Raw genomic sequence first — 22,988 nt, forward strand, 5'->3', positions numbered from 1 at the left:
ATGCTGTTTATTCCCGTTACAAAAATGTTGCGGGAAAAAAATAATATCAGTCCGGTGGTATAGCCTGGCCTGGCTGCTAAAGGGTTGTGCCTTTAATGAGTATGGCAGCCTTAATGGACTGCTCTTTCAGGTGCAGGAAGTTTTTGCGGGTTTCATCGTGCATGAAACGGGTAAAGTCCTGTTCACTTTCAAAAGATACCAGGTGTATTTCGTATGGTTGCTCCATGCTGTTTTCAATATAGTCTTCCGCACCCGGCCTTACACGAAACAGGAGCCTGCCATTGTAGGTGGCAATCAATGGTATGGCAACCGCTTCAAAACGGTCGAAGACCTCTTGTTGCCCGGGGTGAATATAAATTAACTGTGTTATGTAGATCATGTGGGTGTATTGATCAATTCATGTTCCTGTATTCATTGGGTGTAACGCCTACCTTTTGCCTGAACAGCCTTGTAAAATGCTGCGGGTATTTAAAACCAAGCTCATAAGCCACCTGGCTTACAGACTTGCCTGCATCGAACACCCTTTCTTTTGCAAGATCAATGATGGTATGCTGTATATATTCCTGCGCGGTTTTACCCGTTTCCTTTTTTACAAGGTCGCCAAAATAATTGGGCGACAGATGCAATTCGCCGGCGCAGTATGCCACAGACGGCAGACCCAGTTGCTGCGGCTTGTTGGATGCATAATAATCGCGCAGTAACTGCTCAAAACTTTCCAGCACACCTTTGTTCACGTTGTCGCGGGTAATGAACTGCCGGTCGTAAAAACGCACACAGTACTGCAGCAGTAATTCAATATTGGCAGTTATGAGCGCCCTGCTGTGTTTGTCGATGGCCTGCTCCAGCTCGTAGGCGATCTTTTTTAGACAATCCACTATAATGACCGCCTCTTTGTCTGACAAATGCAAGGCCTCATTCACATGGTAGGAGAAAAAGCTGTAGGCGTGTATGTGTTTGCCCAGCGGAGTATTTACCAGCAGGTCAGGATGAAATATAAGGGCCCAGCCTTTGGTTTCGTACGGTGTTGCTTTTGGTTCTACACCCAAAATCTGCCCGGGTGCCACAAACACCAGCGTGCCCTGCTGGTAATCATAATGGCCGCGGCCATAACGTAACAATCCACATTTAAATTCTTTCAGGTATACCGCATATACCCCAAAGTTGAAGGTGGCTACCGGCATTGGTTTTGCCGCAGACAGGTCAATTACAGAAACGAGCGGGTGTAAGGTTGGTACGCCGCGCATCTCATTGTATTTTGTAACTGTATCAATTTTTACTACTGCCGCCATTGATATTATTGTTTATGTACTAAAGGTAAATATTACTATAGGGCGCACAAACTGGTTTAAATAAAAACAGTAATAATGGTACAATAATCAGTAATCTGTATACCTGCATTGTGCATACGTTGTCACAACTTTGCGCTGATAAAATGATGCATTATGGAAAAAAGAATATTGGGCGCTGGTGGATTGGAAGTATCGGCTCTTGGGCTTGGTTGTATGGGTTTAAGTTTTGGCTATGGGCCGGCAACAGAGAAAAAGGAAGCGATAAAATTGTTACGGGCCGCTTATGATAAGGGTATTACCTTTTTTGATACCGCAGAAGCTTATGGCCCTTATGACAATGAGATGCTACTCGGCGAAGCCTTTGCAGGTAACCGGGATAAGGTAGTGATTGCAACAAAATTTGGTTTTAAAAATGGTAAAACCACAGAGGGCCTGGATAGCCGCCCGGAAAACATCAGGGCCGTGGCAGAAGCTTCACTTAAAAGGCTGCAGACAGATTACATCGACTTGTTTTACCAGCACCGCACAGACCCCAACGTACCTATAGAAGATGTGGCGGGCACCGTACAGGATCTTATCAAAGAAGGTAAAGTAAAACATTTCGGCATGAGTGAGGCGGGTGCTGCAACCATTCGCAAAGCACATGCGGTGCAGCCGGTTGCCGCTTTGCAGAGTGAATACTCTATGTTTTACCGCGAGCCGGAAAAAGAGATCATTCCCCTGCTCGAAGAACTCGGTATTGGTTTTGTGCCATTCAGCCCGCTCGGTAAGGGTTTTCTTACAGGAGCCATCGATGCCAATACACAATTCGACAAGAACGATTTCAGGAACATTGTACCAAGATTTACAGAAGAGAACCGCAAAGCAAACCAGTCTCTGGTAAATCTCCTAAAACAGATTGCCGCAGCACTACAAGCCACACCTGCACAAATAGCGCTGGCATGGCTGCTGGCGCAAAAGCCATGGATCGTTCCTATACCAGGCACAACCAAAATGCACAGGCTCGAAGAAAACATTGGTGCGGCCAGCCTGCAGCCTGGCAGCAGTGATCTTGCCAACATCAACAGTGCGCTCGAAGAAATAAAGATTGTGGGCGAAAGATACCCCGCACATCTTGCAGCCATTACCGGTAAGTAACATATAAAACTACACAGCCTGCAACAACACGTAAGCGTGTGTTGCAGGCTGTTTTTATTGCAGCGTTTGGTAAACCGGTTTGTTGTCAAAATCCGCAAAGCAGCACATTCAGATTAATGTGATTTTGTAAAACCTGGCCGCGTTATAGCCTAACTGTGCAGGTACCTGTTGGGAACGTTAGCAGGAGAATAATCAATTCCATACCTGGCTATTAATAACAGCGACACAATTTCATAGATCTGTTTCTCCGTTCGCTGAAACTGCCGCAGCAAACCCATCATCGCATAGCTCAGTGGGTTTACACCGGGAATAAAAGTTTCCCAGTCGTAGCCTTTACCCCAGGTAAGACCTTTTACTTCTACAGAAAGGTCTGCATTCAGTGCCAGCAGCCACTTCAGCATATCTATACTTTTGTTCGCATCCTGGTTTACGGTGTGGAAAACAGGTGTTTGCCCGCCAAAACCATGTTCATCTAACCCGGCTTTCTCATTGATGTCTGCGCCGTGCCGCAACAATACATTGGCGCATGCCAGGTGGTTGTATTCTGCACAAATGTGTAACAGTGATACTTCATATAGCGGCGTAAAAACGCAGTCGAAAGAATATCTTTTTGTAAGTGCCCGTTTATCCGCTGTTAAAAGAGTGTCCAGCAGGTCAGCATTATCAGACAATACAGCCAGTAAAACCTTGTCTTCTACCTGCACATCAAAGTCAATAAAAACCTGTATACATCTTTTAAACAGTGGCCCGCGGCTGTACATATTGACCAGGCCATAGATCAGCGGTTTACCATTTACCACTGTATCCGGATCTACACCATTTTTGAAACATTCCCTGATGCCGTCGGCGGCATGCAGTTCAAAGTCTGTAAATATTTTTTGCAGGTAATCCATCAGGTAAGGTAGTTAGCATGTGCAGCGAAAAGGATGCTGATTAAATATAGCCAAATATTTCATGGTTTCAATGCTTTGTATGCATACCCGCCGAATGCAAAATCAATTATTATGAACCAGGCTGCAGTAAAAGCATAAGGCTCCTGTTGCGTCGCACACTTGTACGGCAGCAACAATATTCAGCAGGTGCGAAGTTGCAGGCATTTTTTTTCACCTTTATTCAGCTACGGTTTTATACGGTTTAAATCCATGATCTGGTTGACTTTTAGTTTGCCTGGTTCAGGATGAGACACATAACTGCCCGTACTTATTCTGTCTGCCAAACTTTTGGTAATGCCAATGTTATGTTCAGTTTTGCTCGTCGATGTCGATTGCAGAATAAAGTGTTTTATCGTTTGGATTGTAAACCTTCTCAAAGGGAACCAAAAGATTATCCAGTTGATTCGTACTAATATTACTTCTTTGGTCTACCACAAATTCAGTAATGTCTTCAATTTGTTGAATGGAACCTTTTCCGAAGATTTCCAAGTCTTTCCCTTTAATCCTAGTTGAATGGCTCTCCTGGCAAGCTTTTCTCCGTAAGGATTGTGATCTGGATCCCATTGTAGTCTAACCTCTTTGGAATCTAATTCATTTCGCCAAGTTTGAAAACTCGCATATTTCCCTTCTTGATAAGACGAAAAAACTGCTTGTGATAATATCGCTTCAAAATCTGCTTTTTTCAGCCAAAGGGCAAGGACTCTTTCCTGGTTTTCTTTTGATGCCCAGCCGCAGCGAAACATCATCCATAAAAAATTGGGTTTTATCCAAGACATTCGACTATAACTAAAATGAGCTCGTCCGAAATATTGATTTTCTACAGCAAAATCCGCTATTTGATTATTATACGTTGATACACTACAATTGATTCCTCAGCTTGATAAGCTAAAATATGCTGACCATTTTTAGGAAGTTCATTTTCAAGAGTGTGGTATTAGCCTGTTTCTATTTTCATTTGAAAGTTAGAGTACGTTTAAAATTGCCCATAACGGAAAAGTGTTGGCGATGTGGCGGTATTCAGTTTTCCGTCTGCCAAGTGCCGCTGCTGATTAAAGGTACAAAAGCTCATTGTTTCTTGTGTTGCTAAATGGTGGTGAATATAACAGCTTACGTTGAAGCATTTGTGAAGGCATGGCAATAGCGTTTGGTCAGCCGGTACAAATGCTTAATTTAAAAACTGGTGTTGAAGATAATTACAAATGTTTAATAGTGGAATGTCGGCGTGAACAAAAGATGATAAGAATTACTGCTGGACAAGTTTGCTGGTCAAGCCATGCTTTTACAAATGCATTTGTTGTAAGCCGTTTTTTGTCGCAAGTACACGGTCAAAATCTTCTTTACCAAACCAGTTTTCAATTCCTTCTTCAAGATTTGAAAGTCCCCAGCTAGCAAACTGTTTGGCTTTATAAAGATTTTTGATTTCAAAAATTATTGTCATAGCCCACGCAAATCTCATACCTGTTGTTGCAATAGTAACACCAGTTCTTTTTGTCCAGTTTTTATGAAAGTTTTCCATTTCGCTTACGTCAAATTCGTCAAGGATATTTGGCTTCTGCTTAAACAAGTCTATCACTGGAAATGCTTTTTCTTTTATTGACGTTATGATTTTAGTTAGTGTTTCCAAATTTGCGCTTTCTTCATCGGCATAGTCCCACCATTCACCTCTTGCATAATCTGTCAAGCCCATTTTAAATTCATATTGATAAACTTTCAGTTTAGAGAGATCTCGTTTACCGTCATAATCTTTGTCAATTTGTTTTGGATGTATAGCAAAGCCTGCTGAACAACTGCCACCCCATCTACTTGGGTCAATTGTAACTGCAATTAAATAATCTTCTGTTTCTTGAAAATATTCAAAACCTGTCCCTTTAAAATTGTAACGCCGCATTTCGTGTCCAAAAGGTTTTGCTATTTGTTTTTTAAAGTTGGCTGTAGTTATCATGAAGTGTCAAATAAAATGGCTTACAACACAAATATAAAAGTAATACTGCAACATTTTAAAAAATCATATATCATTGAATTTCATCACTGTTGATCCGCCGTTTTGATATTATAGTGTTACTATAATCCACTGTTTATTTTTTTCTCTTCATTATTAAACAAGTACCGATAAATGGTAATACCAACTGATGCGCCGGGAGGCCGGATAAAGCACATCGCTACAGTCGCCATAAGAACGGAACGCACAAGTGAGTGACACAACAGGCGATGCCACAACGTTCTGCTGCCGGTACACATACATCTGCTCTCCTATTCATTAAACCGTATGCATATTATTTGTTGTATAAGCAATAGATTTGACGCCAATAAATACAGACGGGAATGATACGTACAATGCTTACACTGGTCTTTGCCTGCTTATTGCTGATTGCCGCACAGGCACAGCAAACCCTTATAATACCTGGCTTTACGGGCTATGCCACACCGGCTGAAAACGATGAGGCCACAGCAATGTTCGTTGCGCCAAAAGGACTGGTGAACTGGACAAATACCCGCCAGCACATCAGTTACATGGGCATCATGCAGCAAGCGGGTGAGGCAGCACTGTGGCTGCACGTACAGAGCGATAGTGGCGCCGAACTAATCATTACTGCAGCGGGCAAAAAATTTTTGCTTACCGTACCTGCCGGTAAACTGTACAAACGCCTGTACATTGGCAGTATTACAACCGCTGATAGCGGCGCACTTGCTGTAGAGCTTACCTGCAACCGAAAAACGGGTAAAACGATCGCTGCCATACAATCGCTTGAAATGAAAACGGCGCATAGCAACCAGGTTTTTTTCAACATAAAAGAAAGGCGCAACGCGGCATCTGTACACCTGCTATATCCGCTGGCAGACACTGTAAAAGCCACGGCTTTTTACAACGAGCTGCGTGTACCTAAAGGCGCAGACGTTATACACAGCTATTACATGGCCTGTGGTTTTGCCAGGGGCTATTTTGGTATACAGGTAAACGCAGCCAAAGAGCGGCGCGTAATATTTTCTGTCTGGGATGCCGGTGACGAAGCGGCTGACCGCAACAAAGTGGCAGACAGTAACCGCGTACAACTCATTGCCAAAGGCAGCGGTGTTATTACCAACGATTTTGGTAATGAAGGCACCGGCGGCCACAGCCACTGGGTATACAACTGGCATGCAGACAGCACCTATAAATTTCTTGTAACAGCAGTGCCGGACAGTGCCACCAACACTACCACCTATGCGGCTTATTTTTATGCGGCTGACAGCGCAGCATGGAAGTTTATTGCTGCATTTCGTGCGCCAAAAGATGCGCAATATTTACGACACCTGTATTCTTTTACCGAAAATTTCAGTGGTGTGAATGGCCAGTTATACCGCCGCGCTTATTTTGGTAACCAGTGGATACAGGATGAAGCAAGCGGCAACTGGCAGGAACTGACAAAAGCGACTTTCTCCTGCGATGTTACAGGCCGTGCAAAAGACCGGGCAGATTTTGGCGGCGGCGCTGCAGGCAACCAGTTTTATTTGTGGAATGGCGGTTTTAAAAACCCTGATGTAGAATATGGCGACACATTGCTGCGCACGGCCAACGGTGTGCGCACACCTGCAAATGTGTATCATCACCTGGACAGTGTAGCGCAGGCGGCAACAGATCAGCGGTTAATACTCCATGCCATTAAAGCCGGAAAGATAGATACCACAGGCGCTGTACATGGTGTTTATTATACCATACTACAGGAAGGCAACGGCAGACAGGTAGCGCTTTCCGATACTGTGAAAGTATTTTACAAAGGTAGCCTGCTAAGCACCGGCGAGGTGTTTGATTCCACCAAAGAAACACCCGTTGAATTTCCGCTAAACAGGCTCATCAAAGGCTGGCAATATGCTTTGCCAAAATGTAAAGTGGGTGGCAGCATACGGCTTGTCATTCCATCAGGTCTTGCATATAGCGTGCGAAATGTTGCTGCAAATATTCCGCCCAACAGTATCATGGTATTTGATATTGAAGTAGTGGATGCGCGACAGTAAGCCTTATTTTACGCGGTTGTATTTCTTCAGTAATTCTATTACCAGGTTGTGCGGTAAGGCGTAAGCTTTATTGCCGTTGATACCTTCCATTGTTTCCGCCGCAACCATTGCATTAATGATGGCTTCTTCCACTGCCTGTACGGTAGCATCAAAAAGCGGGTTGATCTGGTCGTTGGGTAATTGCTCTACCGCTGTAAATTGCTCCCGGTTAAAAGCTGTTGGGTTGGCCGTGGAAAAAGCGATAAATATATCACCGGAACCATTCTCACCTCTCCCGCCAACAATACCTACACCAAGCGGCACCCTTGCAGCTATTCGCTTTAACTGGTGTGGCAATAGCGGCGCATCCGTAGCCACTACCACTATAATAGAACCATCACCTTCCTGCCGGTAAGATGGAGCTGCTTTAAATTCATAGTTGAGTGTGTCCTTTAATTCTTTACCTGCAGGCACACCCGCAATGGTTAAATTCTTTTTACTGCCAAAGTTGGATTGTACCAAAACACCTATGGTGTATGTTGAGTCCTGTATTTTCACCACCCTTGAAGCCGTTCCTGTACCGCCTTTAAAACCAAGACACATCATCCCTGTACCGCCACCAACATTTCCTTCTTCTAAGTAACCGCTCTTAGCACTGTCCAGCGCTTCATATGCGTTGCTTTCTTTTACGTGAAAACCATAAATGTCATTCAGAAATCCATCATAAGTTTCAGCCACAACGGGGTAAGTGTACCAAAAGTCTTCTTTGTACCAGCCTGTTCTTACAAACCATTTTAGTACTGCATCTCTTACTACGCCAACACTGTTGGTATTGGTGATCATGATTGGCGTTTCCAGAAAACCGGATTCTGTTATCCAGGTGGTACCGGTCATTTCTCCATTGCCATTCAATGAATACCAGTTTGCATAAACAGGATTATTATTGCGGCCACGTGGCAAGATTGCCGTAACGCCTGTTCTTACAGGCCCCTGCTCTCTTACATTTTTACCGGAGCCGCGGATGATGGTGCTGTAGCCAACTTCCACACCTTTTACATCTGTTATGGCATTGTATTTACCGGGAGTTCCATTGAATGGTATGCCGATATCTCTTGCTCTTGGTTTTTGTGCCTGTACCTGGCAAAACAACAACAGTAGAATATTTACTAACAAGTATTTCATTTTATTATACGCTTTAGAATGTTGAGAAAGATGCTCCGAAGGTGCGTAAAAATTGGTAGTGTATGTATTAATAGCAATTTTTCATGAATAGAATACTTAAGTCGGGTGAAGTGGAAACAAAAAAATACCGCCTTTCGGCGGTATGCTGTAGTCTTTCTTAAATGATTTAAAGTTTTATAAATTTTTTGGTATACTGCTCTTTGCCGGCCGTTACCTGGATAAAATAAGTACCTGCTTTCAAATGATTGACCGGTAAGTTAATAACCGGTTTTGCTGCTGTTGTTTGTTGTTGCAACACTTTACCAGTGTTGTCCAGCAAACGCCAGATAATATTACCTGTACCAAAACCATGATCAATATTTACTACATCTTTTGCAGGGTTAGGATAAATTCTTACCGGCTTACCTATAGGAGTATTCAACAGATCAGTATTTACCTGCTGCGCAGCAATACTTTGAACAGGCTTATACTTAACGGTACAATTACCTATTACATAAACGTTGCCCTTGCTGTCCAAACCTAAACCTGCGGGTATAATAATTCTGTTTCCATTTTGATAGAGATTCTGATACGTTAAAGCACCCTTTGCGTTGTACACATTCAAGGTATAGGAATAGCGATTATTAACCGGGCCATAAGTGTTACCGGCAACATACACGTTACCGCTTGCATCTGTCTGAATGTCAACGGGAGCATCACTTCCTCCAAGTGCACCTGCGTAATAATTCGTCCAAATGCTTTCTCCGTTAGTGTTGTAACCGGTCAGTACCCAATCAGTAAAATAGCCACCAGGTGCTACTGTGCCGGCAGTAAAACTGTTTCCTGCACTATCAACTGTATAGCTTCCCTGTGTATTAGATGTACTTGTTCCCATTTCTTTTTTGCTCCAGATATTGGTGCCTGAAACAGGATTTATTTTTGTGGTAAGCATAGCCGGCGCGTTTGCAAAAGCCACCGTATCAGTCTCTCCGTTTACATATACGTTTCCGGAAGCATCGGTTTTTACAAAAAAGTATTGACCACGTTTATTGGGTTCATCAAATGTATTTGTCCATTGAACAACGCCATTTTTTTTAAGCTTCAGAAGCAAAGGTTTATAGGTCATAAAATAATGATATTGGTCGTTGGCCCCCGCCACATAAATATTTCCATCTCCAAAAACGGTTACACTATTTGCTACTGTTGATTCAACCTTGCGAACCCATGTGGTATTTCCTGCATTGGTAATTTGCATAATAACAGCACGTCTCTCCCAAACATATGTCTGCGTATTTAACACGTCTTCATTGCCGGCAACTACACTTGTGCCGTTTGGCAATACATGAATAGCAGATGGGTAGCTGATGATATTTAAGCCGGGTTTGTACCTGTTTAGCCATAAACGTTGCCCCTGGGGGTTGTACTTCATGGTAATGATGTCACTTATCTTAGTATTGTAAGTACAGATGTTACAAAATGTGTCTTTACGTGTACCGGTCACATAAATATTGCCTGCATTATCAAGTGCTACCGCTTTCGCATTGTCTATCGAATCCTGGGTGGCATTAAAATATTGGATCCATTCTTCCTGTCCTGTAGGTGTAACTTTTCTTACAAACAGGTGGGTTTGGTAATACTCGTCTCCGTTGTATATCTTATAACCAACGCTGTATGTATTGCCGTTTTTGTCTGCGGTAACATCTGTTATGTAGGTAGTGGCAGTAGGGTCGCTATAACAATTGGCCCATCCACGTGTAAAACTTTGTGCGTTTAAGGAAAGAGTAAATAACAATGCTAAAATGTTAAGTACAAATGTTTTCATATATTATAAATATTAAGAATACGAATATATCATTGACTGCTTACAAATTTTAAAAAGTTTACTACATATTCATGTAGACGGTCTTTCAAAACCAAAAAAAGGTATGAGATAAAACTAATGCAATCAGTTATGCATCAAATGAGGAAAAAGTTTTCATTAAAGGCTTGCGTTTTAATATGGTTAACGATTACGGGGACACGCAACCTACGCTAAAGGGTTGCCGAAGATGTATTAAAAAGTAAAATGAAGGCTTTGAGCATCCCTTAAATCTAAACATTCTCCATCCACTTAACGAATAATCACAGGCTGTCTCTTACTATTGAGGCAGCTGCTGTTTTTACTTATACCATAAAAGTTTATCGGTAAATAAAAGATCGATCATTTGTTTAGCTATTGTGCTACAGGCTCACCGGCTGGAAACTTAGACATATCCATAAAAAATATCTCCCAGCTATGTCCGTCAAAATCTTCCAGTGTTCGTTGCTGCATAAAACCATAATCTCTTAATGCATGTGGTTCTGTACCGCCGGCCTGCAGCCCTGCTTCTACAATCGTGTTCATCGCCTCCACGCTGTCTGTGGACAATGAATACAAAGCGGCAAGAGCAGCCTTTGTATCAGCAATGGGTTTGGTAGCAAAAGTGGCAAACTTTTCATGCGACAGGATCATCACAAAAATACTATCGCTCCACACCATGCATTTGCCGGATTCGTCTGAAAACTGCGGGTTATTGGTAAAGCCCATGGCAGTGTAAAAAGCCATTGACCGTTCTACATCTTTTACTGCAAGGTTGATGAAAATTTGTCTGCTCATTGAAGTTTATTTTATCATTTGTGCCAGCGTGGTTGCAGGCTTTGCTGCCCTGCTACCGCAGTTATGCACTGTTACGGTTTTACGCTTTAAAGTTAAAGCATACGTTTTGTACAATTAGAGAAACCCGAAAGAAAGAAATGCTGAGTCGACAATTGCCAGCCTGCCATTAGCCATGCAATGTTATCGGTTTGTCGTTTAGCCTGTGGTCGGTTCGTAGTAAAATATCGTTGCACCTGAAGGCAGGGTTTTAGTCCTGATGAGTTTGAAAAATATCCGTTCTTTTATTTTGTCAAATAAACGCATGCCCTTTCCTTCAATAACAGGATGCACACAAAGTTGCAATTCGTCAATCAGATGGCTGTTTAAAAGTTCAATTATCAAACTCCGGCTACCAATTAAAATATCCCGCCCTGCTTGTTTCTTTAATTCCAGCAGTTTTGCTGCAAGGGGCTGTTTTGCTAATTCTGCTGTAGCCCACCCGGTATCTTTCAAAGTGCCGGAAAAAACTACTTTTTGTATTTTATCTATTGAAAAGGCAAATTCATTCATTGATGCATCTGCAGATGGATCTGTCAGTAATGTTTGCCAGAATTTCATCAGTTCAAAAGTAATCCTGCCGTACAAAATGACTCCTGCACTATTGATGAGGTCAGCATAATGCTGATGAAGTTTTTCATCTGCGATTCCTGCCGTATGATCGCAAATTCCGTCTACCGTCATATTGATTGCCGCGATTACTCTTTTCATATGTAGTACCAGTTGTTTAGAATTGGATTGTGCGTGGGTTGTGTACCTGCTGTTCGTTTCTCCGGGTGATAAAGATTTTATCGTACTCTTTCTATATCAGTGATAATGCCTCCTTTTATCATATTACTGTATCCGTTGTCTGGTAAATAGCTGGTAAACGAAAGTGCTGATTCATAATTTTTTCTTGCATTATCAAAGTCTAGCAGGTCTTCATAGCATTTTGCAATGTTTAAATATAACGAAGGCAATGCGCTTTTCGCGTTTTGATCATTTGATTGTAATGCAACGTGCAAAGCTATTTCGTCCCATCGCAACTTTTCTTCTACACTATTCTGATGTCGGGCTACATAATGAGCCGCAGTGAATTTTTCAAGGTCGTTTGTTGCTTCATTCCATGCCTGAAGAAAGCATTTGCCTGCCTCTTCTGAAAGGCCTTTTCCTTCCATTTCCATGCCTGACGTACAAAGTTTAACTACATTGTTATTCGGATCAAACACTATATCTGTTAATTTAAATGTGAGCAACAAAAATAACTGGCCTGAATTTCCCGGGTATCAAAAACTTTCGCCTCTTGTTAAAAGAAAAATCAAGCACAGCGCGAAGGCTTCTCATCCGAATGTTTAAAGGTCAGGTGAATTTATAAATCGGGCAGGCTTTTTTTTTGTCTTTATTATTTCCAATATAAAAACCAAAGCCTTTTACTCTCAGTTATATCGTTGACAGAATTCAGCGTACCAAAAACTTTGAGATGAGCCAACTTAGGAAAATAAAAAAAGAAACATAAAAATTCAAGACGGTTGCCGCTAACGTTAACGCATTGGCGATGTGGCGGTATTCTGTGTTCTGTCTGCCCGGTGCCGCTGCTGATTAAAGATACAATAGATCATTGTTTATTCTGTTGCTCGACGTTCTTCGTCGGCTGGAACTGATGCCGATTAAGGAACAAAAGCCGAGCATATATTCTTTGTCCCGCCATATTGCCAAACCTTTTGTTGGTAGCAGTTTTTGTCTGTCAATAATACGAGTATTGAAATTGTTGAGCTTTTTTTAAATAAAAATAGTTGTCGATTATTTTGTCTAAAGTCGCAACGTACTTTAAAAGTTCATTTTCTCTTGCTGCTTTCTCTGCCCTCTGCGGAATTTCATTATCTAACTCAGCTTCTCTATGGATAATCTCTTTCAGGGAAGTTAAATAAAGCATCTTTAATCTGCCAATGTCCGTCAATTTGTTATCGATGTCAGAAAACGATTTGTATTCGTAAACTCCATACTCAGCATATCCATTAATTCGATTGAATTGATGCCCAAAGAAAGTTCCTCCATATTGCAAGTAACCAAAAATGTCATTTATTGTTTGGTAAATGGTTATCAAGTTTTCTCGAACTGTATCCAAATTTTTGTCATTGTATTTTTGCCTTAAAAAGTAAGAGTATAAAATGTAGTAAGTGTCTTGTCCTTGTTCACTTCCAAAAGACAAATGCATTTTTTTACCGTTATCTTCAATGATGTCTTTGAAATATCCACTTTGTGCATAGGATATGTCAGGGTTTACTGGAATTGAAGAATATAAAGAAGGGAAGTTGTCAACTATTTGATTAAACTCCTCTTTTGAATACTTGATTGTGTCAGAATATTTTGATGATATAATTATACTGTCACCTTTCGCATAAAATTGAGATTTGTCGATAGCAGCTTTCTTAACAACGCTTGTGTCAACCTGTTTTGAGGCATTGTTATTTGTCTGACTATTGCAGCCAAATAAAAGTAATGTTATTATGAAAGTTTGGGTCTTGATAAAATTAGTACTTATGTTGAAGCATTGGCGTTGTGGCGGTATTATGTGTTCCGTCTGCCTGGTGCCGCTGCTGATTAAAGATACAATAGATCATTGTTTATTCTGTTGCTCGACGTTCTTCGTCGGCTGGAACTGATGCCGATTAGCGAACAAAAAGCCGAGCATATATTCGTTGTCCCGCCATATTGCCAAACCGCCTGTTGTAGGCAGTTTTGTTTTGTCAGTTGTAAAAGGTAACATCTGGCGGAGTAACCTGGTGTTGAAGGTTTCTATAATTGTTCGCATGCAACACACTTGTAAACTTGATAGCCTCTATCATTCCAAGCTGTGTCAACAAACTTGCCCATTTTAATTCTTTTGTCGTTAGCAATTTTCTTTGTCAACACCAGTTCAAACTCTTCAAAGTTAGTTTGTATAGGAAAAGATTTTATTTCATTATTAAAGCAGTTGTCACACATGGATAATTTCTCAATTTTTGTCAATATTCAGGATAAAACATATCAAACCTGATATTTTCAATTTTTAGTTCATGTCTTAAACTGTCAAAAGATTTTTTACTTAATGGTCCGTAAACTGGCTTGTCTTGAAATGAGTTGTTAGAAATTGTAATAACATAATAGTTTGTCGTGTCTGTATGAACTGTAACAATATTGCCTTGTTTGATTGGCTGTTGTTTAGCAATTATAAAATCTGAGTTGTGTCCTATTTCCGAAACATAAGCTGGTATAATTTCTTCACCTTTGTTAATGCTCCTTGTCTGAGGAATGTCGATCCAAACAGTTTCATAGTCACCAATAATTTTGTCGCTATCGCTGTCAAACAAACAGCTTGAAAATAAAATTGCTGAAAAAATTGTGATAATAAGTTTGAGTTTCATAACTGTAACGGTCTTTCCAAAAATTGCCTACAACGTTCACAGCTTTGTGTTCGGCAAGACATTTGGAAAACGTCCAGCCCGTGAATGCTGCTGATTAAAGATACAAAAGCTCATAAAATATTCTACTGCCGCTCAGAATTCCTTCAACCGGAACTATGCTGGATTTTTACTGCAGTTGAAGAACGTTATTCGTTAGCCCAATTGCTGCAATGCAGTGTTAGCAGCAGCTTTTTTAGCGGTTTAATAATTTGGTTGGGAAATGAGTTTTATTAAAGAGTCACATTTATTGTTGAATTGTGTCCCCCAATTGTCTCCATTTATTTTAGTAAAATATTCTTTCACTATTTTATTATATTTTTCTATTCCATTTATCTGCTCATTGCTTATACTGCACCCAAATTCTTCAACTTGAAAGGCAAATGATTTTGAAATAAGAATTTCGTCAATTAAAGGTAAACCATAACTGATAATTTGAATATTCCCATTTGAAATATCACGTTTTGCTGAAAAATAGTTATACTTCGTTGCAAGTCCGAATTTGTAGGTGATAGAAAATCCCAATAAACTTAAAGCAAAAACTATTAGTATTATTTTCAGGTTCTTTTTCATTTTACTAAAGATGAAGACTGTGCTGAATTCCATAAAGTTGCAGCTAACGTTAAAGCATTGGCGATGGATGTGGCGGTATTCTGTGTTCTGTCTGCCCGGTGCCGCTGCTGATTAAAGATACAATAGATCATTGTTTATTCTGTTGCTCGACGTTCTTCGTCGGCTGGAACTGAAGCTCAATAGCGAATAAAAAGTTGAGCACATATTCGTCGCCCCGCTATATTGCCAATGCACTGTTAGCGGCAGTTCTTTCTGAATCGAGTCAAGTCTAAAACTTCTGTTCGTCCAGTTGTTCTAATCCATTTTACAGTTCCGTAATCTCGGCTTAACCATACGGTTGCCTTATCTGGCTTAGTTGATCTGTCATAAACCAATAAATTGAGCCTGAGACAGTTTTTCAAAACGGTTTTCTCAATTGTCACATCTTCAAATTGAAAGTCCTTTATGAAAATTTCCATTACAAAGCTCCATTTTAGTTTAGCGAGGTCAAATGGCTTTGAAAACATTAAGTTGGATGTTACAATATGGCTGAAATCATTCTTTGTCAGCAAAGTTGGACTTTGATTCTCTGTCAATGACGCTAGCAATATAGTATCATTCCTAAAAATCATTGCAGAGCCAGAAAAACTCCTCAATTGAGCATAATTTCCAGTCGTGTCGTCTGCACTCGAGATATAATAAGCTGTTTCGTTCGCAATAGGAATTTTTCTCCAAACCAATTTTACTGTGTCATGCAGACCTGAAGCATGGAAAGAATTGTAAACACAATTGTAGAATAATGTATCACACTTTGGTTTAAAGTACTCGGACATATTAATACTACCAGTTTGTCCTTGTCCATTAAAACAAAAACCGAGGAAAAGTGAAACTGCTAATATTGTTCTCATGTACGAAGTTTGTCTGTCGGTGAATTGCCGCTAACACAAATATAAAAGCAATAAGCAATATTATTAACAAGTGGTATCTGGTTGAAATTCATCACTGTTGATCCGCCGTTTTGATGTTATAACGTTGCTATAATCCACTGTTGAAGTTTTTGTCATCTTTTTTAAACAGTAGCCACAATACCGTACAAGTGGGTGAGCTGCCGGGTGCCGGATAAACCGGTGCGCTACAGCCGCCATGAAAACGGAACGTACAAGTGAGTGACACAACAGGCGATGCCATGACATACTACTGCTGACATAACCATCATTTACACGTACTGTTACCCTAATCCCTGCTGCCTGCAATATGCGTACAGGACCCAGCAGGCCAGACTCAATGACGGGCGTTTGCGGATTGAGCATATCGAACCGGAATACTTCGTGTGTCTTTGTCAGCCGTTTTTCTACCGGTAAACCAAGATCGTGCACTACCCTGTTTGCCCACAGGTTGGCCACATCTATCGTAAGCGTATTGCCTGTTTCCTTTACCACACCCGTTATTTCTACCACCCAGGGTTTGCACCACAACGTTGCCAGCTTTACGCCGTTGAGGTAAACATCGGCCACCTCTTTTACTGCGCCCAGGTCTAGGAACAACCGCCGGCGGTTTGCAGTGTCTTTACTTATAGCAAATGTTGTATTGAACTGCCTGTTGTATGTTGCCGTGCCGGAATAATACCTGATGCCTTCCGTTTCACTTACCGTCCAACTGGTAAGTATGGGAAAGGTTGTTGTTGCCGGGCCGCCCCAGGCAGTATCGAAAGAGACCTGCCATGCATCGTTTAATGTTTGCAGCGGGGTTAGTACGGGAAAGTTAGCCGTTGCTTTTTGTACACCTGCATTGCCGACCGGCGTACGAAACACGATGAAGTAAGCACTGAATACATCCAGCTCCAGCGGAAGTGTGGTAGTGCCGTTTTGCTGTGTAAACAGCGGTGCTGCAAATACTTCGCCGGTTACCGCATTCCATATTTCCGGCTGTGTGTTGGCCACGCGAAAAGTAAAGTCTGCCTTTTGTGGCTGGTTGGTGCGGTTGGCTATAAAATAAATATCTGTACCTGCACTCCTGCGGTGTGTATAATCAAAGCGGCCGGGATCCTGCTCCTGGCCGGTAAATGTGCAATCAGGCTGCACACCATCTGCCAGCAATACCTCCCGTGGTGTTTTACCCCAGATAATGCGTCCTTTACCATAGCGGCGCTCGGTACAGGTTTTACCGTCGAGGTTGCCCCATATTTCGGCGACTATCTTTTGTACTTCCACATCGCACGCCGGGTAATTGTGCAGGCTGGCAGCACTTACCGGTGGCGGGCCTATAACCGTAGCGCCGGCATCAATTAGCTTGCGTAGTTTTTGCATAATGGGTAAAGACACCTGGTTGAGTGGTACGGCAGAAACCTGCAACTGCTGGTAGTTGCCCACCTGCTTTGCTATTTCCGGTACAGGGCTTACGCATTGCTGCAATACCAGCATACGGTAACTCATACCATCGGGCAAAACGATGCGGCCATTGCTGACTTCCATTCTGGTAAGCAATACATCAGGGTTTGCATAATCGCAATCGTAGCCTGCACCAAGGCCCGGAACGTTATATTTTGGTGGTACGAGCAGCGGTGGCCTTTCGCCAAGGTAAAAGCACACATCCCCCACAAACCGGCCCTGCTGCAGCATGTACTGGCAGCGGCTGAGGTAGGAAAAAAAAGCACCTGATTGTTTCCACCAGGTAATGTTGGGCGTAAAGTGCTGGCCGGCGCAGTATACATACCCGGGCATACCATCTGACGGTGGCTGGCAGGTGGCGGCATGCAACATAAACCGGTTAATGCCTTCGCAAAAAGCATCGTTGGCATAAGGTTTAAGATCAAATGGCCCGAGCGTCCAGTGTGTGCCATCTCTTTGTTGCTCTGTAAATGCTTCGGCTTCTGCCTGCTTTTTGCCATACACATGTGCGGCTGTGGCCGTTTGTTTTAAGTTGAGCCGCAGCGCAGGGTTTTTGTTGTAACCACCTTCTGCATTCCTTGTGCCATTTACCCAAAACTCACCCGCCACAATATCTGATGTGCTGAAATTTTTCAGTACATCCTGTGATGGTATGTCATTGGGGCCGCCGGCCTCATTGCCAACCTCAAGCCCATGGCTGTGGCAAAGTTCAGCAAAATGGCCATAGAAGTTTTCTGCAATGCAATCCTGTATGGTACGCTGAAAGTCGTCTCTGAATCTTGCTGTAACAGTTGTGTCGATTACGGTATAGCCGGCAAGTGCAGGCAGGTATTTGAACAGATCATAGCCGCGGAATTTTTTAAACTGTGCTGCAAAGTCCTGTGTCCAGGAAAGCTTGCCACACTCCCAGCTGTCAGACCATAAATAATCAATATGTCCACCTGCTTTCTTTGCTTCATCCAGCACGAGTTTGCCGAGCACATTAAAGTGCGCATCCAGTGCTGCCACGCTCAGGTAATCTATCTCGTACCCTTCACCGCCTTTAAACGTATCCCCTTCCGGGTAGGCTTTCCATTTACTCCAGAATTCACCTGTAAGCGTGTAACCGCTGCGCAGTATTACCCAGTTGCCGGGCGGCACATCCCATACCAGCCGTCCATCTGCCTGCATGGCTGTGGAAAGGTCAACGACCTGCCTTTCGTCAATGGTTTTGGCATTATCCTTCAGCCGGAAAGCCTGCACTTTTATACTGTGGTAATAATCATCTGTAATAACCGGGTGTGGCAGTACTGCTGCAAACCTTGCAGGGCCTGCTACAAGGGTATCTGCAAATACAATTTTCTTCATGGCGTTGTCTTTGGTAACCCATGGACCCATCATCGTCCAGCCACCGGCCATGTTAAATCCAAACTGTATGTGCAGCCTGTTGGCTTCCTTTACCGCATGCCTGAAAAGCGCACGCCACTCCTCACCCGGGAAGTCTACGCCCAACAGGGGTTCTTTACCACCATAACCACCGGTACAAATAAGCGTAACGGCACTGATGCCTTTGTCTTTGAAGGCTTCCAGGTCCCTGGTAATACCTTCCCTTGTAACCCTGTTATAGATCCAGAACCAATAGATGCGCGGTTTGGCTACGTCCGGAGGAGATTGAAAACCTTTCAACAGTGCATCATTCGCAGGCTGCTTTGGGGCTGTCTTTTTTTGCTGGGCACTGCACACGCTGGCAGCAAGCAACAGCAAACAGCAGCATACTACATTTTTACAAGCATAAGCATTCAACATCATGGGTTTATTTTGATCATTATAAACTTTTCAACAATGGTACATACCTGCAATGGCAGTACAGCTTACACTTAGAAGAGGGAGCAAAAATCCTGGTGCAGTGAATATAAAAATAATACGCGATATATAGGCAGGGTTATAGTATGTAGCCGGCAGCATTGCTACTATGGGGCTTTGGTTGTGTCACTCACTTGTACGGCTGGTTCTTTACGCGGCATGGTGCAACCGGCACCGGGTAAGAGCAGGTACCTCAAAGTTACAGTGGTTGGTGTGGTAAATCTATATTGGTTATAGTATATGCTATTGTCGTAGTCGTAGAAACGACCATTCGGGCTCACTGAAACGCTTTCTGTTTTGAACGTAAGTATGGCTGTTAAGGAATAAGCCTACAAAAGTATGCACACAAGAACAGCAGTTAGTAAAGGTCGTTACCAATTTCAACGATCAGTTTGTAACCTGGTTCAAAGATGGTCTTTACCTCAGTTTCACCAGGCTCGATGTAGCTTTTGCCAAGCGCATAGTCGGTCACCAAAACAATTTGAACACTTTTATAGTAACTGTCAGACTTGTCATCGGTAAACGCCGCTTTCTTTATCCCTTGCCGAGATGTAATTTTTTCACGCACGTTGAAGCCTTTAAATTTTGCCACCAGCTGCCGGAAGGATTTTTGTGCATCTTCTTTTTTGTCAAACTCAAACCACAGCATCATTTCGGTGATGTTGTCGGGCCATTGTTCGTTTTTGTACACCTTTTGGGTAATCGCCAGTTTCCCGGTATTAAAATATGTGTCGAAATACGGATGTGGGTTAAAATGGTACACCTGTGTTACTGTATAAAAAACCGGTTCCTTGAAAACACCAGGTGGATATGCAACCCATTTACCATCTGCAGGCGCTTTTTTTAGAACCGAGGGTACATGTGAAGCCACAAATTCGATGATTGCAGTGTCAGGGTTGTAGGAGAGCATGCCAAAATACAATTGGTCTGTATACGTGTCAAGGCTTTGTGCAGGGCTTTTTTGCTGTGTCATAATAAACAATAATAAGGGTAAAAGCGTTTCATTGGTATTGATGGTTGAATGTTTTTTAGTCAACCTATTTTAGGACGAGACAGTTAGCTGAGGTGCATCTGTGGTTGTCGTCACTCAATGTTAAAATTTGCAATGATGTAAATAAATGAAGCTACATTTTTTTCGTCTTTTGTTGCAGGCGTAAATTTCATTTTATCAGCAACTTCTGCAAATTCTTGCCCTTCTGTCATATATGCAGACTTGAATTTTACATCAGTAACATTTCCTTTTTCATCAACTGAAAGCCAAAGACAAGTTGAGCCTTCTACGTCTTGGTATTGTGGTTCAAATAGTGATTTAGGTATTTTAATAAGTTTCTTTATTTCATCTTCATTAATGCAAAGAGGATATGTGTCTGCTGTTGGTAAGTCTTCATCTTTCAACCATTCCTGTTTCATTAAATATTGAAATGATACCTTTCCAATAGGGTTGTCTGATTTAGGAAATGTTTTTATAGATATTGCTTTACCTTTTTTACATAATTTCTCCTCCTTTATTTTCCCGTTTTTGTAATAATTTCTTGTATATCCATTTTCAACTCCATTTTCCATTTCTTGGTAAAGACGTAAAACACCATTGGTAAATGTTTTTTGTTGTCCGTGCCGTTTATAGTTTTTGTACTCTTGTTCGTTATGGTCTAAATACCCTTCCCAACCACTACAATCATAAATATATAATCCTGTACCATCTTTTAAGGTTTGTTCCCCTTTCTCATTCCAACAGTTTTGAATTAAGAAATGGCCATTCTTAAACTCGGCTTCTAATTTTTTGCTTCCGTCTTTATGAAATTCAAGCCACTTCCCATCTCTTTCGTGAGTTGATACATAAATCCCTGTTTCTGCAAGCTGTCCATTGTCATACCATTCTTTATACTCACCAATTCTTTCGTCTTTGTCCAAAAGTTTGTGTTCTAACTTTTTTGGTTTCCCATTCTCGTAATACCAATAATGCTCAAACTGTTTTAATGCTGAGTCTTTTCGAATAGAATATTTCTTATTTCCATTTTCGAAGTATTCAACTCGTACTCCTGTTTGCTCGCCTTTTGAATATTGAATTTGTTCTTTTAATTTTCCACTTTCATAAAAACTTTTAAACTCTCCATTAATAATACCATCTTCCAAATTGAAAACTTCTTTGGGTGAGTTATCAGAATAAAATGTTTTGCATTCACCTGAATATTTCAGATCAAACCCTTTCCCATCTTCGTCTAAACAGATTTCATTTGGATTCTTTCTGATGTGTTTTTCTATTTTAGTCATTGTCTTGCCCTTGAGTTCATAATACTCATCGTCTAAGGCTGACATTTCTTCAAGTTTCTCATATAAATCACTATCGAACAAATCCTTTTCTCTAGCTTTATCCATTAGTTTTTTGTTCTTCTGATAAATATTCTCGGCTCTCTGAATTAACTCTGCCATTTTTTTGTCGCCAATGTATTCAAGACTTTTAATGATTGTCGGCACATAAGAACCATAACCATTGTAATAGAATTGTACAAACCCACCGTTTGTTACTTGTCCGTCAATGTACCACCAATAATAAAGAGCTTTTTGTCCGTATGACAGGGATTTACCTTTTTCAATTTCGTGGTCTCTGTCTTTAACAAACTTTGAAATTGGTTCAAGTACAAACCAACCAAAGTCAAAACCTGTTAGTTTGAAAAAGGCACCTTTATTTAGTTTAGGTCTGAAATGTGTTTGTTTATCAAACTCCCAATATGGGTCTTGTTTGGGTTTGTCTTGCCCGAATAAATTAAATATTCCCATTGTAAATATGGTGATTAGTAGTTGTCGCATCAGTTGGGTCGTCATTGCATCTCAGCTAACGAGCAGGGCTTTATGAAGGTTAGGAATTAGTATTCGTCTGCCCACAACCGCTGCTGATTGAAAATATAAAGTTGAATTTAAGAACTAAAGTTGAAAGTTATTTATCCAGCCCGAACCACAGCTTGGATTTACAATTAGCAGATGTTACCTGGTCATGCCCAACTTACATAAGGTCCAATGTAAGCTGCCGTTTTGTGTCGGTTAACTATGAACCAATACAACTAATCTGTAAGTCGAAACATAATGTCTGTACGCAAAACATATTTTATTCCTCGTCGAACAGAACTGCCTTCATGTTCTAAGTCATGTAAAAAAATCAATGCCGAACCTTGTATAGGTTGAATTGTTAAACTATTGAAGGTTGTCTCGCCACCTTCATAATCGTTATTTAAGTAAATCATAAAAGTGAAATAGCTTGCTTCAACTTCGTCACGAATAAAACTCTGGTCTCGATGTTTTTTAAACTCTTGTCCTGCTTGATATTTATAAAACCTGAATAATTCGTTAAGTCCAACCGCTTTGCTGTTCCCAATCTGTGACGGTGCAAATGGTTTCAATTTTCGCCAAATATTGTCTGCAAGAACTATGTCAGTATAAATAACTCTATAGTTGTTGCGAACAGCTTCAACAATTTTTTGTCCTTTTTCTGTGTCAACAGTTGCAGGCTCATAACCGATTGCTTCGCTTTTAGAGATAAAATCTTCACACTCTTGTCGTGTCCAAAAGTCGTCAATTGTAAATATGGTGTCAGTCAATTTATTTAGTTGCATAGAAGGTCTCTTTAAAAT

The 22,988-nt window shown here is 41.4% G+C and carries 20 protein-coding genes; 2 read left to right on the plus strand and 18 right to left on the minus strand.

Translation table 11 applies throughout. The features are described 5' to 3' along the window. Nucleotides 1-76: 76 nt before the first annotated feature. Nucleotides 77-379: a DUF1330 domain-containing protein gene (locus tag I5907_RS15675; RefSeq protein ID WP_196991749.1), complete on the minus strand. Its 303-nt coding sequence runs from the start codon at nt 377-379 to the stop codon at nt 77-79. 13 nt (nt 380-392) lie between these two features. Beyond that, on the minus strand, nt 393-1,289 hold the full coding sequence (locus I5907_RS15680; RefSeq protein WP_196991750.1) for a helix-turn-helix domain-containing protein: 897 nt from the start codon (nt 1,287-1,289) through the stop codon (nt 393-395). A 153-nt stretch (nt 1,290-1,442) separates the two neighbouring features. On the opposite strand from I5907_RS15680, the gene I5907_RS15685 reads away from it, so the two are divergent. Then, nucleotides 1,443-2,426: an aldo/keto reductase gene (locus tag I5907_RS15685; RefSeq protein WP_196991751.1), complete on the plus strand. Its 984-nt coding sequence runs from the start codon at nt 1,443-1,445 to the stop codon at nt 2,424-2,426. Nucleotides 2,427-2,575: 149 nt separating this feature from the next. Here the strand turns inward: I5907_RS15685 and I5907_RS15690 are convergent, their stop codons facing one another. From I5907_RS15690 to I5907_RS15700, 3 genes are all read right to left on the minus strand, one after another. Further along, a complete protein-coding gene (locus I5907_RS15690; protein WP_196991752.1) occupies nt 2,576-3,319 on the minus strand; it encodes an ankyrin repeat domain-containing protein in 744 nt (247 codons plus the stop codon). Nucleotides 3,320-3,786: 467 nt separating this feature from the next. Then, complete coding sequence (locus I5907_RS15695; protein ID WP_196992466.1) at nt 3,787-4,227, minus strand: DUF4291 family protein; 441 nt, start codon at nt 4,225-4,227, stop codon at nt 3,787-3,789. A 410-nt stretch (nt 4,228-4,637) separates the two neighbouring features. Then, nucleotides 4,638-5,300 carry a DUF4304 domain-containing protein gene (locus tag I5907_RS15700; protein ID WP_196991753.1) on the minus strand — a complete coding sequence of 221 codons (663 nt, stop codon included), beginning with the start codon at nt 5,298-5,300 and terminating at the stop codon, nt 4,638-4,640. A gap of 380 nt (nt 5,301-5,680) precedes the next feature. Between I5907_RS15700 and I5907_RS15705 the strand changes: the two genes are divergently transcribed. After that, nucleotides 5,681-7,351 carry a DUF3472 domain-containing protein gene (locus I5907_RS15705; RefSeq protein WP_196991754.1) on the plus strand — a complete coding sequence of 557 codons (1,671 nt, stop codon included), beginning with the start codon at nt 5,681-5,683 and terminating at the stop codon, nt 7,349-7,351. A 3-nt stretch (nt 7,352-7,354) separates the two neighbouring features. Here the strand turns inward: I5907_RS15705 and I5907_RS15710 are convergent, their stop codons facing one another. The 13 genes from I5907_RS15710 to I5907_RS15770 all read right to left on the minus strand — a co-directional run bounded on the left by I5907_RS15710 (nt 7,355) and on the right by I5907_RS15770 (nt 22,970). Next, nucleotides 7,355-8,512, minus strand: coding sequence for a DmpA family aminopeptidase (locus I5907_RS15710; RefSeq protein ID WP_196991755.1), 1,158 nt, complete (start codon nt 8,510-8,512; stop codon nt 7,355-7,357). 166 nt (nt 8,513-8,678) lie between these two features. Further along, entirely contained in the window at nt 8,679-10,313 is a 1,635-nt protein-coding gene (locus I5907_RS15715) for an SBBP repeat-containing protein (protein ID WP_196991756.1), read from the minus strand. A gap of 390 nt (nt 10,314-10,703) precedes the next feature. Continuing rightward, on the minus strand, nt 10,704-11,126 hold the full coding sequence (locus I5907_RS15720) for a VOC family protein (protein ID WP_196991757.1): 423 nt from the start codon (nt 11,124-11,126) through the stop codon (nt 10,704-10,706). Nucleotides 11,127-11,321: 195 nt separating this feature from the next. Then, complete coding sequence (locus I5907_RS15725; protein WP_196991758.1) at nt 11,322-11,873, minus strand: dihydrofolate reductase family protein; 552 nt, start codon at nt 11,871-11,873, stop codon at nt 11,322-11,324. Nucleotides 11,874-11,950: 77 nt separating this feature from the next. Continuing rightward, nucleotides 11,951-12,325, minus strand: a complete 375-nt coding sequence (locus I5907_RS15730) for an rRNA adenine methyltransferase (protein WP_231402134.1) — start codon at nt 12,323-12,325, stop codon at nt 11,951-11,953. A 560-nt stretch (nt 12,326-12,885) separates the two neighbouring features. Further along, a complete protein-coding gene (locus I5907_RS15735) occupies nt 12,886-13,350 on the minus strand; it encodes a hypothetical protein (RefSeq protein ID WP_196991759.1) in 465 nt (154 codons plus the stop codon). Between the two features lie 796 nt (nt 13,351-14,146). Continuing rightward, nucleotides 14,147-14,545, minus strand: a complete 399-nt coding sequence (locus tag I5907_RS15740; protein ID WP_196991760.1) for a DUF3997 domain-containing protein — start codon at nt 14,543-14,545, stop codon at nt 14,147-14,149. Between the two features lie 240 nt (nt 14,546-14,785). Then, on the minus strand, nt 14,786-15,154 hold the full coding sequence (locus I5907_RS15745; protein ID WP_196991761.1) for an FEKKY domain-containing protein: 369 nt from the start codon (nt 15,152-15,154) through the stop codon (nt 14,786-14,788). 236 nt (nt 15,155-15,390) lie between these two features. Beyond that, nucleotides 15,391-16,041, minus strand: coding sequence for a hypothetical protein (locus I5907_RS15750; RefSeq protein ID WP_196991762.1), 651 nt, complete (start codon nt 16,039-16,041; stop codon nt 15,391-15,393). A gap of 63 nt (nt 16,042-16,104) precedes the next feature. Continuing rightward, complete coding sequence (locus tag I5907_RS15755) at nt 16,105-19,308, minus strand: glycosyl hydrolase (protein WP_196991763.1); 3,204 nt, start codon at nt 19,306-19,308, stop codon at nt 16,105-16,107. Nucleotides 19,309-19,720: 412 nt separating this feature from the next. Beyond that, nucleotides 19,721-20,398 carry a hypothetical protein gene (locus tag I5907_RS15760; RefSeq protein ID WP_196991764.1) on the minus strand — a complete coding sequence of 226 codons (678 nt, stop codon included), beginning with the start codon at nt 20,396-20,398 and terminating at the stop codon, nt 19,721-19,723. Between the two features lie 47 nt (nt 20,399-20,445). Beyond that, nucleotides 20,446-22,140, minus strand: a complete 1,695-nt coding sequence (locus I5907_RS15765; protein ID WP_196991765.1) for a DMP19 family protein — start codon at nt 22,138-22,140, stop codon at nt 20,446-20,448. Nucleotides 22,141-22,421: 281 nt separating this feature from the next. Beyond that, the gene (locus I5907_RS15770; protein WP_196991766.1) at nt 22,422-22,970 is read right to left on the minus strand and encodes a 2OG-Fe(II) oxygenase; all 549 of its coding nucleotides are present in this window, start codon (nt 22,968-22,970) and stop codon (nt 22,422-22,424) included. Nucleotides 22,971-22,988: the final 18 nt, after the last annotated feature.

The sequence above is a fragment of the Panacibacter microcysteis genome (genome assembly GCF_015831355.1).
GTDB lineage: Bacteria > Bacteroidota > Bacteroidia > Chitinophagales > Chitinophagaceae > Panacibacter > Panacibacter microcysteis.

What these genes read in the sequence shown, in the direction of transcription:
- I5907_RS15675 (WP_196991749.1), bottom strand. Translation starts at nt 379, where the DNA reads ATGATCTACATAACACAGTTAATTTATATTCACCCCGGGCAACAAGAG.
- I5907_RS15680 (WP_196991750.1), bottom strand. Translation starts at nt 1,289, where the DNA reads ATGGCGGCAGTAGTAAAAATTGATACAGTTACAAAATACAATGAGATG.
- I5907_RS15685 (WP_196991751.1), top strand. Translation starts at nt 1,443, where the DNA reads ATGGAAAAAAGAATATTGGGCGCTGGTGGATTGGAAGTATCGGCTCTT.
- I5907_RS15690 (WP_196991752.1), bottom strand. Translation starts at nt 3,319, where the DNA reads ATGGATTACCTGCAAAAAATATTTACAGACTTTGAACTGCATGCCGCC.
- I5907_RS15700 (WP_196991753.1), bottom strand. Translation starts at nt 5,300, where the DNA reads ATGATAACTACAGCCAACTTTAAAAAACAAATAGCAAAACCTTTTGGA.
- I5907_RS15705 (WP_196991754.1), top strand. Translation starts at nt 5,681, where the DNA reads ATGATACGTACAATGCTTACACTGGTCTTTGCCTGCTTATTGCTGATT.
- I5907_RS15710 (WP_196991755.1), bottom strand. Translation starts at nt 8,512, where the DNA reads ATGAAATACTTGTTAGTAAATATTCTACTGTTGTTGTTTTGCCAGGTA.
- I5907_RS15715 (WP_196991756.1), bottom strand. Translation starts at nt 10,313, where the DNA reads ATGAAAACATTTGTACTTAACATTTTAGCATTGTTATTTACTCTTTCC.
- I5907_RS15720 (WP_196991757.1), bottom strand. Translation starts at nt 11,126, where the DNA reads ATGAGCAGACAAATTTTCATCAACCTTGCAGTAAAAGATGTAGAACGG.
- I5907_RS15725 (WP_196991758.1), bottom strand. Translation starts at nt 11,873, where the DNA reads ATGAAAAGAGTAATCGCGGCAATCAATATGACGGTAGACGGAATTTGC.
- I5907_RS15730 (WP_231402134.1), bottom strand. Translation starts at nt 12,325, where the DNA reads ATGGAAATGGAAGGAAAAGGCCTTTCAGAAGAGGCAGGCAAATGCTTT.
- I5907_RS15740 (WP_196991760.1), bottom strand. Translation starts at nt 14,545, where the DNA reads ATGAAACTCAAACTTATTATCACAATTTTTTCAGCAATTTTATTTTCA.
- I5907_RS15745 (WP_196991761.1), bottom strand. Translation starts at nt 15,154, where the DNA reads ATGAAAAAGAACCTGAAAATAATACTAATAGTTTTTGCTTTAAGTTTA.
- I5907_RS15750 (WP_196991762.1), bottom strand. Translation starts at nt 16,041, where the DNA reads ATGAGAACAATATTAGCAGTTTCACTTTTCCTCGGTTTTTGTTTTAAT.
- I5907_RS15755 (WP_196991763.1), bottom strand. Translation starts at nt 19,308, where the DNA reads ATGATGTTGAATGCTTATGCTTGTAAAAATGTAGTATGCTGCTGTTTG.
- I5907_RS15765 (WP_196991765.1), bottom strand. Translation starts at nt 22,140, where the DNA reads ATGGGAATATTTAATTTATTCGGGCAAGACAAACCCAAACAAGACCCA.
- I5907_RS15770 (WP_196991766.1), bottom strand. Translation starts at nt 22,970, where the DNA reads ATGCAACTAAATAAATTGACTGACACCATATTTACAATTGACGACTTT.